Raw genomic sequence first — 15,828 nt, forward strand, 5'->3', positions numbered from 1 at the left:
TTGCGAATCCGCCCGCTCCGCAGTAGGGCTGGCGGCATGGATACGGCACCTGAAACCACCATCGTCGACACCCACCGCGTCTGGTGCGACGGCGCCGGCGATATTCGCGGCGGAGAGAACTATCGCCCCGCCTCGCTCGGCCATCCGCGCGTGTGGATGGAAATCGACGAAAAGGGCTATGTCGACTGCGGCTATTGCGACCGGCGCTTCGTGCTGGCCGGCGGTGCTGCGGACGAGGGAACCGTTACCGGCGCTGCCGCCTGAGCGCGCAGCTGCCCCCCCCGGTGGGGACAGAACGAAAAAACTCTCCTTCCCGTTCTGAGGTCATGGCAGGTTCATTCCGTCTATGAGATGGTACTGCCATAAGAACAGGAGAGCATCCATGAAGCCTCTAATTGCACTTGCCGCCATCTCCGTGCTGGCACTTGGTGTGGCACCGGCCTCCGCAGAAACGCCGGCAGAACGGGCCGAAGCCCGCCTTGCCGAACGCCTCGAAGGCCGCACTGCGGGCGAACCCCGCAACTGCATCACGGTGATGAACAACAACAAGCTCGAAGTGGTCGAGCGGGTTGGCCTCGTTTACGAGCAGGGCGACACCATCTGGGTCGCGCGCACCACCAGCCCGAATCAGCTGCGGTATGACGACATTCCGATCATCGAGCGGATGGGCAGCCAGCTGTGCCGCCAGGACGTGATGCGCACCGTGGACCGGTCGACCGGCTCGTTCACCGGCGCGCTGTTCCTCGATCAGTTCGTGCCCTACACCCGCGCCGCCGACTGATCGTTTCCGCCCGCCGCGGCAAGACGAAACCCGCCCGCGCCCCGGCGCGAGGCGGGTTTTGTTTATCCGGCGCCGGGCGCTATTCGCGGATCACGCAGCGGAAGCCGATATGGCTGGTCGAGCTGTCGATCGCCTGCCCCTGCCGCGCCGCGGGGCGGTAGCGCTGGCAGTAGTTTTCCGCGCACAGGTGCGATCCGCCCTTGGTCACGCGCCGCCCCATCTTCGGGCTGGCGCTCTGGCGGTCGAAGCTTTCGGATTTGCGCCCCCCGCGCGGATTGTCGATCACGCAGCAGGCATCGGGCTTGCGCTTCTCCACCGCCTGCGGCTGGGAATACCAGTCGGCGGTCCACTCCCACACGTTGCCGATCATGTCGTAGAGCCCGAAGTCGTTGGGCGGGAAGCTGCGCACCGGGCTGGTGCGCTCCCAGCCGTCTTCCATGGTGTTGGCGAAGGGGAACAGGCCCTGCCAGTAGTTCGCCAGCATCGCCCCGCCCGGTGCCAGTTCATCGCCCCAGGCATAGGCGCGGCCATCGGTGTGGCCACCAAGCGCGGCATATTCGAACTCGGCCTCGGTCGGCAGCGCCTTGCCCGCCCACTGCGCATAGGCCAGCGCATCGCCATGGGTGACATGGACCACAGGGTGATCCTCCAGCCCCTCGAGCGAACTGTCCGGCCCGGTCGGATGGCGCCAGTCCGCACCCGCCATGAAGGTCCACCACTGGCCATAATCGTCGAGCCGCACCGGTGTTGCCGTGCGCTGGAACACCAGCGATCCGGGCACCACCATGGACAGGTCGAGATCGGGATAGTCCTTCGGGTCGGGCGCGATCTCGGCGAAGGTGGTGAACCCGGTCTCCTCCACGAAGCGGGCGAACTCGCGGTTGGTCACCGGTGCCTCGTCGATCAGGAACGGCCCGACCTGCACCTGCCGGACCGGTCGCTCCTCGGGGTAGAAGCTCTCCGACCCCATCGGGAAGACACCGCCATCGAGGCGCACCATTCTGTCAGTTTTCATCTCGGCCATCTCGCACAATGCGGCGCGCCGGAAGCACGCCGTCAAACGTCAGCCCGGCTTTTGACGACCCACAGCCACTTCGTAAAGCCGGCCGTCTTGCCGCAGCGCTCCGTCGATCATTCCGAGCAACCGGCGGCAGTCCTGCTCCACCTGCCGTTCGCGCACATTCGCCACGGCCAGCATCAACCCCGAACGCGGCTGCGAAGCCCCGGCGAACCACGGCGACAGCGGCGCGGGGCCGAGGCCATGGGCGCGTGCCGCGCGCGCCAGATGCTGATCGTCGAAACCATCGGGCAAGGGCAGCAACACCGACAGCGCCGCCGGAGCCGCCTGCTCCACGCCCAGCCCGGCGAGCGTTTGCAGCAACCGCTCGCGCCGCTGCCCATAGAGCCGCCGCATCCGCCGCAGATGGCGCAGGTAGTGCCCCTCGCGCAGGAAGCTGACCAGAGCGCACTGCGCGGCGGGATTGGGCGGGGCCGTCAGCCAGGTCGCCACGTCGATCAGCCGCCGCGCCAGTGGCAGCGGCGCGACGAGAAATCCGATCCCCACCATCGGCGCAATCGTCTTGCTGAATGTGCCGATATGGATGACCCGCTCGGCCCCCTCGTCCGCCGCCATCGCATCGGGCGAACGTCCGGCAAGATGCAGCTCGGCCAGATAGTCGTCTTCGATGATCCAGCTGCGATTACGGGCGGCCCATGCGATCAGCGCCTGCCGCCGATGCGGCGCCAGCAACACGCCGCGCGGGGCCTGCTGGCCGGGCGTGACGATGGCCAGCGCCGCGTGCGGGGCCAGTTCGCACCCACGCTCCACCACCAGCCCTGCGTCATCGACCGGCACCGCAACCGGATGAATACCCGACAGCTCCAGCGCGAAGCGGGTCACAGGATAGCCGGGGTCTTCGATCCAGGCCTGCTTGCCGCCCGCACCGATGGCCCGCAGCGCAATGCCGAGCCCGTCGCGATAGCCGCTGGTGACGATCACCTGCTCCGGTGAGCAGGTGATCCCGCGCGCGATGGCAAGGTGCGAGGCGATCGCCGCGCGCAGCTCGGGCAGGCCGCGCGGATCGCTGTAGGCGGATTGCAACGATGTCGCCTGCACCGCCTGCCGGTGCAGCCGCGCCCACAGCGTGGCGGGGAAGGCATCATGCGCCGGAACGCCCATCTGGAACACCAGCGCGCTGCCCGAGCGAAAATGATAGTCCTCGGGCAGCAGCCCGGCGCCGTCTGCGGCAACCGCATGGAGGCCCGCCGGCAACCGGGCGACCACACGGGTGCCAGCCGATCCGGCGGCATGGAGCAGGCCCCGGTCGATCAGTTTCTCATAGGCCGCCCTGACCGTGCCGCGCGCAACGCCCAGCTGAGAGGCAAGATCACGCCATGATGGCAGCCGCGCGCCCGGCGGCAACACACGCTGCGCGATAGCCGCCTCGATATGGCCCGCGATCTGATCGACCAGCGTCGCCGGGCCTGCCCGGTCAAGCGTCAGTTCGCAGGTCTGCCAGGGCACCTGTGTCGTCATGCAACTCCTGTCAGATCCAGAGCCGCCAGCGTTCTGTTCCGCGCCGCGGCGACCTCGTCTGCTTCGAGGAAAGCCGTAGCCTGTAGCGGCAGGAATTGCAGGGACTTCAGCCCCACGCAAGCGAAGGCGGCGGTGAGATAGGGCGTCAGGAAATCCGGCTGGTTGGCGCCTTCCCCTGTGAACACCCCGCCGGCGGCAATCCCGATAAACACCGGACGATCGGCCAGCATGCCTGTCTTGCCCTCGGGCGTTGGCATGATCGTGCGGCCCACACGCAGCAACTGGTCGAGCCACGCCTTCAGCACCGAGGGGACGGTGAAATTGTGCATCGGGGTGCCGATCACGATGGCATCGGCGACCTCGACCTCGCCGATCAGTTGCTCGGACAGGTCCAGCGCCGCGCTTGCCGCCGCCCGCATCGCCGCCGGAGACGACAGCGCGACCGCATAGTCGGGGCTGGCATGTGGCAGCGGCGCAGTACCGAGGTCGCGCCTGCTGACAGCCGCGCCGGGGGCCGCCTCGACAAGTTTGTCGACGATGGCCGCCGAAAGCCAGCGGCTGTGCGAAGCGAGCCTCGGGCTGCAATCGATATGAAGAATGGTCATGCCAGCTCCCGCAGGGGTTTCACAAAGCCGATAGCGATATCGACCAGACCTTCGCGCTTGTAAAAGCGGCGCGCGCTTTCGTTCTCGGCAGCCGTATCGAGCACCAGCCGCGCACAGAACTCATCGCCGCCAATCACGCTCAGCTCCGCCAGCAGCGCGGCGCCAAGGCCGTTACCGCGCTCGCTCTCCGCCGTCACGAGGTCGTCGACATAGAGGAAGTCGTCGTGGATCAGGTTTTCCATCACCCGGTATCCGGCGATGGCGAGCACCCGGTCCCGGTCCCATGCGGCAAGCACACGGTAGCCTTCGGCCGCCATTTCCACCGCCCGCTCGACCCATTCCTCGACCCCCTTCAGGCGCGGACGCAGTTGCGAGATTACCGGAAAGCAGGCGGCCAGCTCCTCGGGGCTGCGCGCGTGGCGCAGAACAATCCCGTTGGGCAGGATAACAGGCGAATAGATCTGAGCGTGCATGACAAGGTCTCACGAAGTGGCGGAATTCGCCACGAAGTAATGGCACCGGGGCGGCCTGATCAGCACCAGGAATGGCCAATGCGACTGGACCAAACCGCCCCTTTCCAACGCCTACGCCGCCAGCAGTTCGTCGGCCGGACCGAAGAACTCGTAGTGGATGCGATTGGCCGCCACCCCCGCCAGCGACAGCCCGCCGACCAGCGCGCGCAGGAACGGCTTGGGACCGCACAGGAAGATGTCTGCCTCGTGCAGCGGGGTATTGGCCTTCAGCCAGTCGACCGTGATGACGCCGGGCACATCGTAAGTCTCGCCCACGACATCGAGCGGCCCCGGGTCGTCGTAGAAGGTCGAGACCGAAATCGCGCCATGGCGCGCCGCCAGCGTGCGGACATGGTCGTCAAGCGCATGGGTGTCGCTGTTGAGCGTGCCGTGGACATAGTGGGTCGCAAGGCCCGGACAGTGCGCGGCGATGGTCTCGACCATGCTCACCATCGGCGTGAGGCCGACCCCGCCCGACAGCAGCACGACGGGCCGCTGCGGCTCTGCCTCAAGGAAGAAATCGCCCGCCGGAGGGGTGATCTCCAGCACGTCCCCCACCAACACCTGATCGTGCAGGAAGCGCGAACCGCCCTGCCCCCTGGCCTCGCGCTTGACCGAGATCCGGTAGTGATCGTCGTTCGGCGCGCAGGAAATCGAATAGTTGCGCTTCATCACCGGTTTGCCCGGCGCGCCCAGACGGAAGGTGAGATACTGCCCCGGCTTGTGGCGCATGACCGGCCCGCCATCCCTGGGCCGCAGCACGAACGAGGTGATGACCGCGCTCTCACGCAGCTTCTCGGCGACCACGAATTCGCGCCAGCCGGTCCAGCCGCCGGAAGCCGCCTCGATCTGCTCGCGCATCACCGCCTCCCGGCCCTTGAGGATATCGGCCAGGAACCAGTAGGCCTCGCCCCAGGCGGCCAGCACCTCGTCGGTGGCGGCATCGCCCAGCACCTCCTTGATCGCCCCCAGCAGAGCCGTGCCGACATAGGGATAGTGCTCGGGCAGGATGTGATAGCCGATATGCTTGTTGGCGATCCGTTCGACCATCGGCGCAAGCGCGCCGAGGTTATCGATGTTCTGCGCATAGCTGAGGATGGAGGCGGCCAGCGCATGAAGCTGCGCGCCGTCATCGCCCTGATTGCTGTGGTTGAACAGCTCGCGGATATGCGCATCCTCGAACAGGCGGGCATACATGGTCTTCGTGATCCGCGGGCCGTGGTCGGCCAGTGCGGGCACGGTGGCCTTCACGGTTGCGATGGTCTGCGGGGAAAGGGGCTCGGTCATATAGTCTGCCTTTGCTGGAAAGCTGGCGCGCGGTGACCGGCCGCGCGGGGGGATGTCCGCGCGGCCTTTGTCATGTCGCCACTGTCTGTTTGTGTCGTGGGTTGGCGGCGGCCTTAGCCGCCGGGAGGCCGGTCGTAGAAATCGACCTGCATCTGCATCTCGCCCATGGGGGTGACGAAATGCGGCTGCTGCGGGAGCACGAGGCCGGGCTCGCCGGGGCGCAGCACCGTCTCCGACTCGGGATCGAGATGGGTGAGCTTCAGCTCACCCGCGATCACGCGGATCACGCCCCAGACCCCGGCCTTGGTCTGGTGTCGGCCACGCAGCGCAGCCGGCAGCGTGTCGTGGTCGAAGACCGGGGTCGAACGATAGGGAACCGGGCTCTCCATCTCAGCGCACCATGCGGATGTCGCTGGCATGCTCGGGATAGGGCGCCGGCTTTGCCGCAGGCGCGATTCCCGCCAGTTCGCTGGCGAACCCGTGGTTCACATCGCGGTGATGTGCCTCGTCGGCACGGACCACCACGACCACATCGCGCAGGGTCGCGTCGTCGGGCATCTTCCAGTAGTGGCGCGCGATGGCGGGCGCCGGCAGGTTGGGGCTGCGGCCCTCGTCGATTTCCTTGAGGTAATAGGTGTAGCTCAGCACGGCCTCTTCCTCGAAATAGCCGACCACGCGGTGCGCGGTGCGCGCGCTCACGAGGTAGAGCACGAAGAAAGCCACGTAGAACACCCACTGCACGGCCAGAATGACCAGCCGCTCGAACAGCGTCGGCCTGGCCACCTCGATGAAGGTCATCAGGTGCATCCGTTCGTTCTCGGCTTCCTCCATCAGGGTGCGGATCCAGCCGTTGTCGTCGCACATCCGGCGCAGGCACTTGAGATGGTTGATCGTCGCCCCGACCATGCCCGGCACGGCGGCCACGGTTTCGAGCACGATCGCGCGGTGGCCATAGCGCTTGGCGAAGAAGGTGTCGGCGCAGAAGCGCAGCGTCTTGGTAAAACCGAACGCGATATGATCGCGCAGGCCGCGCGGCTGGTGATGGGCGTTGATATCGACGTAAGGAAGGTCACTCATCGCATTGCACTCCGTTGGAGGTGGCCTGCCGCCGGGGCGGGCCGGGGAACCGGCTGCGGTTCGAGCCGGAAGAACATCGCCAGCTGGAGGCTTTGCGCGATCCGTCTGGCCTTGGCCTGCAGAGCTGCGGCATCGTCGCGCGCCATCAGCTCGTCGGTGGTCTGCGCCCAGAGCGCGAGCCAGCGCTCGAACAGCTCGGGCGTGATGCGGTCCTTGTGCTTCACGTGGACGGGCACCGGCTGACCCTTGTAGCGCCCGCTGGTCAGCATGATCGACGACCAGAAATCGGTGAGCCGGGCGAGGTGGTCGGGCCAGTCGTCGATGGCATCGTTGAAGATCGGCCCGAGCGCCTCGTCCGCACGGACGCGGGCGTAGAACGCATCGACCAGCTGTTGCAGTCCTGCGTCGTTCAGCGGGAGGGGCATCGTCTCGACTCCATAATCATGCATTTGATATGCATCTATACGGCGAGCCAGAAATGATGCAATAGATATACATCTTTATTTTGGAGGATGGGCCGATGCGCCTCACGCGCTACACGGACTATGCGATGCGGGTGCTGCTCTACCTTGGGCGGCAGCCCGACCAGCTCAGCTCAATCGCCGAGATCGCGCGCGCCTATGGCGTGTCGCAGAACCATCTGATGAAGGTGGTGAGCGATCTGGTGAGCGCAGGCTATGTCGAAAGCGTGCGCGGGCGCGGCGGCGGCATCCGGCTGGGCCGGCCTCCCTCCGAGATCAATGTCGGCGCACTGATCCGTCATACCGAGGACGACTTCGATCTGGTCGGCTGCGGCGCGTGCATCATCGCCCCGGCCTGCGGGCTGACCAGTGTGCTCGACGAAGCCATGGCGGCGTTCCTGGCGGTGCTGGAACGCTATACGCTCGCCGATGTGCTGGCGCGCAAGGGAGACTTTTCGCACCTCCTGCACGGTTTCGACGCGGCCGCCAGCCGTGCTGCCGGCCGCGCCTGACGGCATGGTCCACTGCAATTGGCCGTTCCTGGTGCTGTGATCGGCACCCCAGGGCCACGATATCCGCAGCGCATGGGCAGATGACAGCAAGGAGCATCCATGAGCATTCGCATCGACTACGAAAAGGTCGCCCCCGCCGGGTACAAGGCTCTGGGCGGGGTCTATAGCTATGTCAGCCAGTCCGACCTCGACGAGGTGCTGGTCGATCTGGTCTATCTGCGCGTCTCGCAGATCAACGGCTGTGCCTATTGCCTCGATCTGCACACGCGCGATCTGGTCCGCCATGGGGTCGCCCCGGAAAAGCTGGCGCTGGTGCAGGTGTGGGACGAAGCCGGCCCGGTGTTCACCGAGCGCGAGCGCGCCGCGCTGCGCTGGGCCGAGACCGTTACGCTGGTGGCGCAGACGGCCATTCCCGACAGCGATTTTCAGGCGGTGGCCGCCGTCTTCACCGAGAAGGAAATCGCCGATCTCACCATCGCCATCGGCATCATGAACGCGTTCAACCGTCTCTCGGTCGGCTTCCGCCGTCCACCGCGCGCCGCCCTCGCCGCTGCGGAGTGACAGGGCTGTAGTGACAGGGCTGTCTGGCCTGCCGATGTCACCCGGTTGAGCGCGGAGAGACAGCGGCAGGTCAGCGGGCGGGAGCACTCCCGATTCGGCTCCCGCCCCTTCCCGTCTCGCACAGCGCTTGCGCCACGCAGTTAGCGCAGTCGGGGCGGGCCGGACGGCACCATGTCTGGCCCACCTTCTTCATCAGCAGATGATGCTCGTCATAGTCGGCGGCGTGCCATTCGGGCGGCATGACAGGCATGATCGCGGCATAGGCGCGCGCGGTATCGGCCCTGGCCGGAACCAGCCCCATGCGCTGCAGAATCCGGCGGTGATGGCTGTCGAGCACCAGCACCGGGCGATCGAGCGTCGAGGCGTTCATCACCCCGGCGGCGATCTTGCGCCCGACACCGGGCAACTGTTCGAGCCAGTCCATCGCCTCCGGCGTGGCCATGCCTTCAAGGTGTGACAGATCGACCGCTCCGCGCCGCGCGATCAGATCGGTGAGCGAGGCCTTCAGCCGCTCCGCCGCGATGTTGGGGTAGGTCTGGGTGGACAGCGCATCCTGCAACTGCGCCAGCGGCGCATCGGCAACGCGCTCCCAACTGCCGTAGCGTTCGAGCAAACGGTCAGTCGCGATGTTGGAAACCCCGGACTTCGTCCGCGCGCCGATCACGCCCTGCACCAGCACCCATTCGGGCGCGCGCCACTCGGCGGCGGCGCGCCGGATATGCCCGAACCGCTGCACCAGCAGCGGCTGGAGGCGGCGCAACGTTTCGGTGCGCGGATCGGGGCCGAGGGGGAGTTCGCTCATTCGGCGACGAGGCGCACCCGCCCGCTTACTCCCACTCGATCGTGCCGGGCGGCTTCGAGGTATAGTCGTAAACCACGCGGTTGATGCCCTGCACCTCGTTGACGATGCGGGTGGCGCAACTGGTGAGGAAAGCGGCGTCGAACGGATAAACATCCGCCGTCATGCCGTCGGTGCTGGTGACAGCGCGCAGGCCACAGACGCTGTCGTAGGTGCGGTGATCGCCCATCACGCCCACCGTCTTCACCGGCAGCAACACCGCGAAAGCCTGCCAGATCGCGTCGTAAAGCCCCGCCTTGCGGATCTCGTCGAGATAGATCGCGTCGGCCTTCCGCAGAATGTCGCAGCGTTCCTTGGTCACCTCGCCGGGGATGCGGATCGCAAGGCCCGGTCCGGGGAACGGATGGCGGCCCACGAACTGGTCGTTAAGGCCCAGCTCGCGGCCCAGTTCGCGCACCTCGTCCTTGAACAGTTCGCGCAAGGGCTCGACCAGCTTCATGTTCATCCGCTCGGGCAGGCCGCCGACATTGTGGTGGCTCTTGATCGTCACCGAGGGGCCGCCGGTGAAGCTGACGCTTTCGATCACGTCGGGATAGAGCGTGCCCTGCGCGAGGAAGTCCGCCCCGCCGAGCTTGTTCGCCTCTTCCTCGAACACGGCGATGAATTCCGCGCCGATGAACTTGCGCTTCTTTTCCGGGTCGGTGACGCCGTCGAGCCCGGCCATGAACCGCTCCTCGGCATCCACGACCACGAGCGGGATATTGTAATGGTCGCGGAACAGGGTCTCGACCTGCTCGCGCTCGTTCAGCCGCAACAAGCCATGGTCGACGAAGACGCAGGTGAGCTGGTCGCCGATCGCCTCGTGGATGAGGATCGCCGCCACCGACGAATCGACCCCGCCCGACAGGCCGCAGATCACCCGGCCCTCGCCCACCTGCTGGCGGATTTCGGCGACCTTGGTCTCGCGGTAGGCGGCCATGGTCCAGTCGCCCGCAAGGCCGCAGACCTTGTGTACGAAGTTCGCCAGCAGCTTGCCGCCGTCGGGGGTGTGGACCACCTCGGGGTGGAACTGCGTGCCGTAGAACTTGCGCGCCTCGTCGGCGATCACCGCGAAGGGCGCGCCGTCGGATACGGCGACGATCTCGAAGCCGGGGGCGAAGCGGGTGACCGTGTCGCCATGGCTCATCCACACCTGATGCCGCTCGCCCTCGGCCCAGAGGCCATCGAACAGCGCGCAGTCCTTCGTCACGGTGAGATAGGCCCGACCGAACTCGCCGCCATCGCCCACCTCGTGGCCGGGGCGCACTTCGCCCCCGAGCTGCTTGCTCATCACCTGCTGGCCATAGCAGATGCCGAGGATCGGCACGCCGGCCTCGAACAGCGCCATCGGCGCGCGCGGGCTGCCCTCTTCGGGCACGCCGGCAGGGCTGCCCGAGAGGATAATGCCCTTGGGCTGCATCCGGGCAAAGGCCTCTTCGGCCAGCGTGAAGGGCGCGATCTCGCAATAGACCCCGGCTTCGCGCACGCGGCGCGCGATCAGCTGGGTCACCTGGCTGCCGAAATCGACGATAAGGATGGAATCGGGGAGGATATGTGCCGTCATGATGTGCCGATAGGAAGCCCGCGCGCCGCTGTCCAGCATGCGCGCGCCTCAGGACGGCCCGCGCGCTTTGCGCAACAGACGTCCGGCTTTTTGCAATTGCGCTGCCTTGTTCGCACCCACACACTGGGCGGACAGTCTAAGGGATGGACCTGTCAAAGGCGTTTGCAACCTTATCAAGGAGATAACGCCATGAAGAAGCTGACCACTCTCGCCCTGCTTTCGACGCTTGCCTTTTCGTCCGCCGCGCAGGCCCAATCGGCCTTCGTCATGGTCATCGGCAAACGCACTTACGAACAGAGCCGCCCCGCGCCCGCTCCGCTGACCGACGAACGGCGGATCGAAATCGCTGCCGAGCGGGCCTGCGAAAAACCCTTCATCCGCGACCTCAAGGGCCAGCAGCTTTATGGCGAATGCCTGACCGAAGCGCGCGCGCAGGCCGTGGCGCAACTGGCAGCCCATCAATCGCGACTGGCGCAGCTCTCGCTTCGGTAATCCTTTCGTAAAAACGGTTTACCGCTTCTGCACAGGCTCGCACCATGTGTTGCATAATACGCAACACATGCCGAAGTTTTCGCATTTGCACAATAATGTTGCGACGCACATATGCGGCTCAAGCCAAGGGGCGATCAACAAGACCCCGGCAATGCAGGAGCAACACAATGCGCAATTTCGCCCAGATCATGTTCACCACGCTCGCCGCGGTGGCGATCAGCGGCACGCTGTTCACCAGCGTCCTCGCCTGATCCCATTCCGCGCCGCGCCAAGCCAACCCCTCTTCATTCGGAGACCCACGATGAAAGCTCTGCTGATCCGCATTTTCAACGCCTACTTCGATAGCCTGGCGCGCAGCCCCTATCCCGCCGCCTGGATGTTCTGATCTCTCCTCTCCCTAAGGAGCATCAGGCTGGCGATTGGCCGCCTTCCCATCTGGGGAAGGCGGCCATTTACGTTTCTGGCCCCCGCCATCCGGCACGGCGATCAGGCCAGTTGGCCCAGCGCCAGCGCCAGCAGCAGGCCCAGCATCGTGGCCACCCCGGCCCAGTGATGGTCTTCGCGGAAGGCCTGCGGGAACACTTCGGTCGCAAGGCTCGCCACCACCGCGCCTGCCGCCACGCAGCGGATGAAGGCGAGATGGTGCTCGCTCGCGCCGCCGAGCAGCAGGTTGCCCGCAATCGCTGCCGCCGACAGCAGCGCCGCCGTCCCCGCCCACAGCCATAGCGCCTGCCCGCGAGCGATGCCGCCCTCGCGCATCTGGCGCGCGCCGCCCGCCGCCTCGGGCAGGTTGGAAAGCAGGATCGAGCCTGCGAGCGCCGCCACCTCCATGGGTGTCGCCCCGATCAGCGCCACGCCCAGCGCGAGGTTTTCCGGAATGCCATCGAGTGTGATGGCCGCCAGCAGGCCGCCGCCCTTGCTCGGGCCCCAGTGTTCGTCGATCAGGTAGTCCACGCCCGAGAACACGATGGCCCCGAGCGCCACGCCCAGCGAACTGACCAGCAGGGTCGAACGCTCGATCGACGGCTCGATCAGCTCGGTGACGACAGAGAGCAGCAGCGCCCCGCCTGCCAGCGCCACGAGAAAGCCCTGCAGCTTGTCGGGCAGCGGCCAGTACAGCCCCCAGAGCGCGCCCAGAACCAGCGCCCCCGACACGACCAGCACCACGATCAGCGTCATTGTCATGCCGCCTCAACGCGCGATAGGCGCAATCGGTGCCACCGGCGGTGGAAAAGCGGCCCGTCAAAGGGTGGTTACGCTTGGGAAACCCGGCGCCTGCGCCTATATAATGGCCATGAGCGAGAACAATGGGAACGCCCCCCGCCAGGGCGAATACGGTGCCGATTCAATCAAGGTCCTCAAAGGGCTCGATGCCGTGCGCAAGCGGCCGGGCATGTATATCGGCGACACCGACGACGGGTCGGGCCTGCACCACATGGTGTTCGAAGTCTCCGACAACGCCATCGACGAGGCTCTGGCCGGGCACTGCGATCTCGTTCTGATCGAGCTCAACCCCGATGGCTCGGTGTCGGTGGAAGACAACGGCCGCGGCATTCCGGTCGACCTGCACAAGGAAGAGGGCGTGTCCGCCGCCGAGGTCATTATGACCCAGCTGCACGCGGGCGGAAAGTTCGAGAACACCTCGGACGACAACGCCTACAAGGTGTCGGGCGGCCTCCACGGTGTGGGCGTTTCGGTGGTCAACGCGCTCAGCGAATGGCTCGAACTGACGATCTGGCGCGACGGCAAGGAGCACTGGATGCGCTTCGAGCATGGCGATGCGGTCGAATCGCTGCGCGTGGTGGGCGATGCCCCCAAGGTCGAGGGCAATGCCGACGCCAACGGCTTCAAGAAGGGCACCCGCGTCACCTTCCTCGCCAGCACCGACACCTTCAAGAATGTCACCGAGTACGACTTCGACAAGCTCGAACACCGTTATCGCGAACTGGCCTTCCTCAACTCGGGCGTGCGCATCAAGCTGCGCGACCGCCGGCCCGAAGAGGTTATCGAACATGATCTCTACTACGAAGGCGGCATCGCGGCCTTCGTGAAGTATCTCGACCGCAACAAGCAGCCGCTGGTGGGCGAGCCCATTGCCGTCTCGGCCGACAAGGACGGGATCGGGATCGAGGTCGCGCTGCAGTGGAACGACAGCTATTACGAAAACGTCCTCTGCTTCACCAACAACATCCCCCAGCGCGATGGCGGCACGCACCTTGCCGCCTTCCGCGCCGCGCTGACCCGCACGCTGAACAACTATGCCTCGGCAGCGGGGCTGATGAAGAAGGAAAAGGTCTCGCTCACCGGCGAAGACATGCGCGAAGGGCTGAGCGCGATCGTCAGCGTGAAGCTGCCCGATCCCAAGTTCTCCAGCCAGACCAAGGACAAGCTCGTCTCTTCCGAAGTGCGCCAGCCTCTGGAAGGCCTGATGAGCGAGAAGATGACCGAGTGGCTGGAGGAAAACCCCGCCGACGCCAAGCAGATCATCCAGAAGATCATCGACGCCGCCGCCGCCCGCGAAGCCGCCAAGCGCGCCCGCGAGATGAGCCGCAAGGGCGCGATGAGCGTCGCCAGCCTGCCCGGCAAGCTCTCCGACTGCCGCGAGCGCGATGCGACCAAGGCCGAACTGTTCCTGGTCGAGGGTGATTCGGCGGGCGGCTCGGCCAAGTCGGGCCGCGATTCGAAATATCAGGCGATCCTCCCGCTGCGCGGCAAGATCCTGAATGTGGAGCGCGCCCGGTTCGACCGGATCATCTCGTCGAAGGAAGTCGGCACGCTGATTCAGGCCATGGGCACGGGCCTGCGCGACGAGTTCAATCTCGAAAAGCTGCGCTATCACAAGATCGTGATCATGACCGACGCCGACGTCGACGGTGCGCATATCCGCACGCTGCTGCTCACCTTCTTCCACCGCCAGATGCCCGAGATCATCAAGGCCGGGCACCTGTTCATCGCCCAGCCGCCGCTGTTCAAGGTCAGCAAGGGCCGCAGCGAGGTCTACCTCAAGGATCAGCCTGCGCTCGACCGCTATCTGGTGGAGAACGGGTTGCAGGACCGCGTGCTCGAAACCACCGGCGGTGCGCGCTCGGGCGGGGACCTTGCCGACCTCGTCGAGCAGGCGCTGCACCTGAAGAACCTGATGGCCTTCGCCCCGCGCAAGTACAACTCCTCGGTGATCGAGGTGATGGCGCTGGCCGGCGCGCTGGAGCCGGGCCTTGCGCCCTCCGTGCGCGAGGAAGCGCTGGCACGGGCCGCCGCCCGCTTGCAGAGCGGCGATCCCGAAGCCGAATGGAGCGCGCGCGTGACCGACAACGGCGACGTGCGGTTCGACCGCCTCTGGCGCGGTGTCACCGACGTGCACATGATCGAGGCGCGCTTCCTCGACAGCGCCGAAGCGCGCAAGCTGAACACGCGCGGTGTGGCGCAGGCCGAAGCCTATGCCACCCCCTCGCGGCTGGTGCGCGCCGGACAGGTGGCCGAGCCCGAACCGGTCGAGGACGACACCGGCGAGGAGAGCGAAGCGCCTGCCGCTTCCGCCGATGGCCTGATCACACGCCCGTCGCAGTTGCTCGATGCGGTGCTGGCCTCGGGCCGCAAGGGCCTCTCGATCAGCCGCTACAAGGGTCTTGGCGAGATGAACGCCGAACAGCTGTGGGAGACCACGCTGGACCCGGAAAACCGCGAGCTGTTGCAGGTGAAGGTTGAGGACGCCGACGTCACCGACGAGATCTTCACCCGCCTGATGGGCGACGTGGTCGAACCGCGCCGCGAGTTCATTCAGGACAATGCGCTGAACGTCGCCAACCTCGACGTTTAAGCGCGATTCCCAGGGCTGAGACTGGCGGGCAGCGGGGCGATCAGTCGTCCTGCGGCCCGTCGATCGGCAGCGGCGGCAGCGGCATGCGCGCGAAGCGAAAGGCCTCCTCGCGCTCCACCCCGAGGCCGCACAGCGCGAAGCCGGCAATTTCTTCGGGGAAGTCCTCGGGCAGCTCGCTGCGCAACACCGAACCCATCGCCGCTATCGTCGTCCCCAGCAGGATGTCGCGCCCGATCTCGCTCGACGGGACGGGCCACACCCCTTCCTTCATCCCTCGCGCAACGGTCCGTTCGGCCCGGCGATAGGTCTCGCGTCCGAACAGCAGGCCCGATGCGCTCATATTGAGCATCGACCAGCCCCAGCGCGGATCGCGGCGCGCGCGGCGCACGTAGAAGCGCACGCCCGCCGCCGCCCGCTGGCGCGCATCGGGCACGCTGTTGAGCACCTCCGTCACCGCCCTGAGGAAATCGTGCGTGACCTCGTGCACGAGCGCTGCGCGCAGATCAGCCATGCCAGCGAAGTGGTTGTAGAAGGTCGCCCGGGTCACGCCCGCAGCCTCGACGATTTCCTCGATGCTGACGAACAGACCGTTCTCGTCGCCAAACTTCTCGAAGGCGGCAGCAATGATCGCTGCGCGTGTCTTTGCGCGCCGCTGTTGGCCGACCCTTGCCCGCCCGTCGACAGTGCCGCTCCCGCTTTGTGTCATGGCATGACCTATAAGCGAGCCCCACGTATTGCCAAGAGGTACTACGCGATTTCGCTAGCTATTCCGCCAAAAACGGGCC

At 66.2% G+C, this 15,828-nt stretch carries 19 protein-coding genes; 7 read left to right on the top strand and 12 right to left on the bottom strand.

Annotated elements, in window-relative coordinates:
* The first annotated feature begins 36 nt into the window (after positions 1-36).
* Positions 37-264 (top strand): zinc-finger domain-containing protein, encoded by a 228-nt coding sequence (locus tag D2V17_RS05450; protein WP_119592082.1) that lies wholly within the window; start codon positions 37-39, stop codon positions 262-264.
* A 118-nt stretch (positions 265-382) separates the two neighbouring features.
* Positions 383-781, top strand: a complete 399-nt coding sequence (locus tag D2V17_RS05455) for a hypothetical protein (protein ID WP_119592083.1) — start codon at positions 383-385, stop codon at positions 779-781.
* Between the two features lie 79 nt (positions 782-860).
* Here the strand turns inward: D2V17_RS05455 and D2V17_RS05460 are convergent, their stop codons facing one another.
* The 8 genes from D2V17_RS05460 to D2V17_RS05495 form a co-directional block, all read right to left on the bottom strand.
* Positions 861-1,796, bottom strand: coding sequence for a formylglycine-generating enzyme family protein (locus D2V17_RS05460; RefSeq protein ID WP_425453620.1), 936 nt, complete (start codon positions 1,794-1,796; stop codon positions 861-863).
* Between the two features lie 48 nt (positions 1,797-1,844).
* A complete protein-coding gene (gene pdxR / locus D2V17_RS05465; RefSeq protein ID WP_119592085.1) occupies positions 1,845-3,317 on the bottom strand; it encodes a MocR-like pyridoxine biosynthesis transcription factor PdxR in 1,473 nt (490 codons plus the stop codon).
* Entirely contained in the window at positions 3,314-3,922 is a 609-nt protein-coding gene (locus D2V17_RS05470; RefSeq protein WP_119592086.1) for an FMN-dependent NADH-azoreductase, read from the bottom strand. The genes pdxR and D2V17_RS05470 overlap by 4 nt, the downstream gene beginning before the upstream one ends.
* Positions 3,919-4,395, bottom strand: a complete 477-nt coding sequence (locus tag D2V17_RS05475; protein WP_119592087.1) for a GNAT family N-acetyltransferase — start codon at positions 4,393-4,395, stop codon at positions 3,919-3,921. The genes D2V17_RS05470 and D2V17_RS05475 overlap by 4 nt, the downstream gene beginning before the upstream one ends.
* 111 nt (positions 4,396-4,506) lie before the next feature.
* Positions 4,507-5,721: an NO-inducible flavohemoprotein gene (gene hmpA / locus D2V17_RS05480; RefSeq protein ID WP_119592088.1), complete on the bottom strand. Its 1,215-nt coding sequence runs from the start codon at positions 5,719-5,721 to the stop codon at positions 4,507-4,509.
* 113 nt (positions 5,722-5,834) lie between these two features.
* Positions 5,835-6,110 (bottom strand): TehB family protein, encoded by a 276-nt coding sequence (locus D2V17_RS05485; RefSeq protein ID WP_119592089.1) that lies wholly within the window; start codon positions 6,108-6,110, stop codon positions 5,835-5,837.
* A 1-nt stretch (position 6,111) separates the two neighbouring features.
* Positions 6,112-6,798 (bottom strand): alternative oxidase, encoded by a 687-nt coding sequence (locus D2V17_RS05490; RefSeq protein WP_119592090.1) that lies wholly within the window; start codon positions 6,796-6,798, stop codon positions 6,112-6,114.
* Entirely contained in the window at positions 6,795-7,247 is a 453-nt protein-coding gene (locus D2V17_RS05495; RefSeq protein ID WP_245978555.1) for a group III truncated hemoglobin, read from the bottom strand. The genes D2V17_RS05490 and D2V17_RS05495 overlap by 4 nt, the downstream gene beginning before the upstream one ends.
* Before the next feature lie 71 nt (positions 7,248-7,318).
* Between D2V17_RS05495 and D2V17_RS05500 the strand changes: the two genes are divergently transcribed.
* Together D2V17_RS05500 and D2V17_RS05505 are read left to right on the top strand one after the other, a co-directional pair.
* Complete coding sequence (locus tag D2V17_RS05500; protein ID WP_119592091.1) at positions 7,319-7,771, top strand: RrF2 family transcriptional regulator; 453 nt, start codon at positions 7,319-7,321, stop codon at positions 7,769-7,771.
* A 99-nt stretch (positions 7,772-7,870) separates the two neighbouring features.
* Entirely contained in the window at positions 7,871-8,332 is a 462-nt protein-coding gene (locus D2V17_RS05505) for a carboxymuconolactone decarboxylase family protein (protein WP_119592092.1), read from the top strand.
* A 70-nt stretch (positions 8,333-8,402) separates the two neighbouring features.
* On the opposite strand, the gene D2V17_RS05510 is transcribed toward D2V17_RS05505, so the two are convergent.
* Together D2V17_RS05510 and guaA are read right to left on the bottom strand one after the other, a co-directional pair.
* Positions 8,403-9,134: an endonuclease III domain-containing protein gene (locus D2V17_RS05510; RefSeq protein WP_119592093.1), complete on the bottom strand. Its 732-nt coding sequence runs from the start codon at positions 9,132-9,134 to the stop codon at positions 8,403-8,405.
* Between the two features lie 25 nt (positions 9,135-9,159).
* Entirely contained in the window at positions 9,160-10,734 is a 1,575-nt protein-coding gene (guaA, locus tag D2V17_RS05515; RefSeq protein WP_119592141.1) for a glutamine-hydrolyzing GMP synthase, read from the bottom strand.
* Between the two features lie 189 nt (positions 10,735-10,923).
* Here guaA and D2V17_RS05520 point away from each other — a divergent pair, with 189 nt between their 5' ends.
* A complete protein-coding gene (locus tag D2V17_RS05520) occupies positions 10,924-11,226 on the top strand; it encodes a UrcA family protein (RefSeq protein ID WP_119592094.1) in 303 nt (100 codons plus the stop codon).
* A gap of 67 nt (positions 11,227-11,293) precedes the next feature.
* A complete protein-coding gene (locus tag D2V17_RS21520; protein ID WP_147367243.1) occupies positions 11,294-11,611 on the top strand; it encodes a hypothetical protein in 318 nt (105 codons plus the stop codon).
* Between the two features lie 101 nt (positions 11,612-11,712).
* Here the strand turns inward: D2V17_RS21520 and D2V17_RS05525 are convergent, their stop codons facing one another.
* On the bottom strand, positions 11,713-12,411 hold the full coding sequence (locus D2V17_RS05525; RefSeq protein ID WP_119592095.1) for a ZIP family metal transporter: 699 nt from the start codon (positions 12,409-12,411) through the stop codon (positions 11,713-11,715).
* Between the two features lie 109 nt (positions 12,412-12,520).
* Here D2V17_RS05525 and gyrB point away from each other — a divergent pair, with 109 nt between their 5' ends.
* Positions 12,521-15,043, top strand: a complete 2,523-nt coding sequence (gene gyrB / locus D2V17_RS05530; protein ID WP_119592142.1) for a DNA topoisomerase (ATP-hydrolyzing) subunit B — start codon at positions 12,521-12,523, stop codon at positions 15,041-15,043.
* A 40-nt stretch (positions 15,044-15,083) separates the two neighbouring features.
* Here gyrB and D2V17_RS05535 read toward each other — a convergent pair whose 3' ends face one another.
* Positions 15,084-15,749 (bottom strand): TetR/AcrR family transcriptional regulator, encoded by a 666-nt coding sequence (locus tag D2V17_RS05535; RefSeq protein WP_119592096.1) that lies wholly within the window; start codon positions 15,747-15,749, stop codon positions 15,084-15,086.
* Positions 15,750-15,828: the final 79 nt, after the last annotated feature.

The sequence above is a fragment of the Aurantiacibacter xanthus genome (assembly GCF_003584015.1).
GTDB classification, from domain to species: Bacteria; Pseudomonadota; Alphaproteobacteria; order Sphingomonadales; family Sphingomonadaceae; genus Alteraurantiacibacter; species Alteraurantiacibacter xanthus.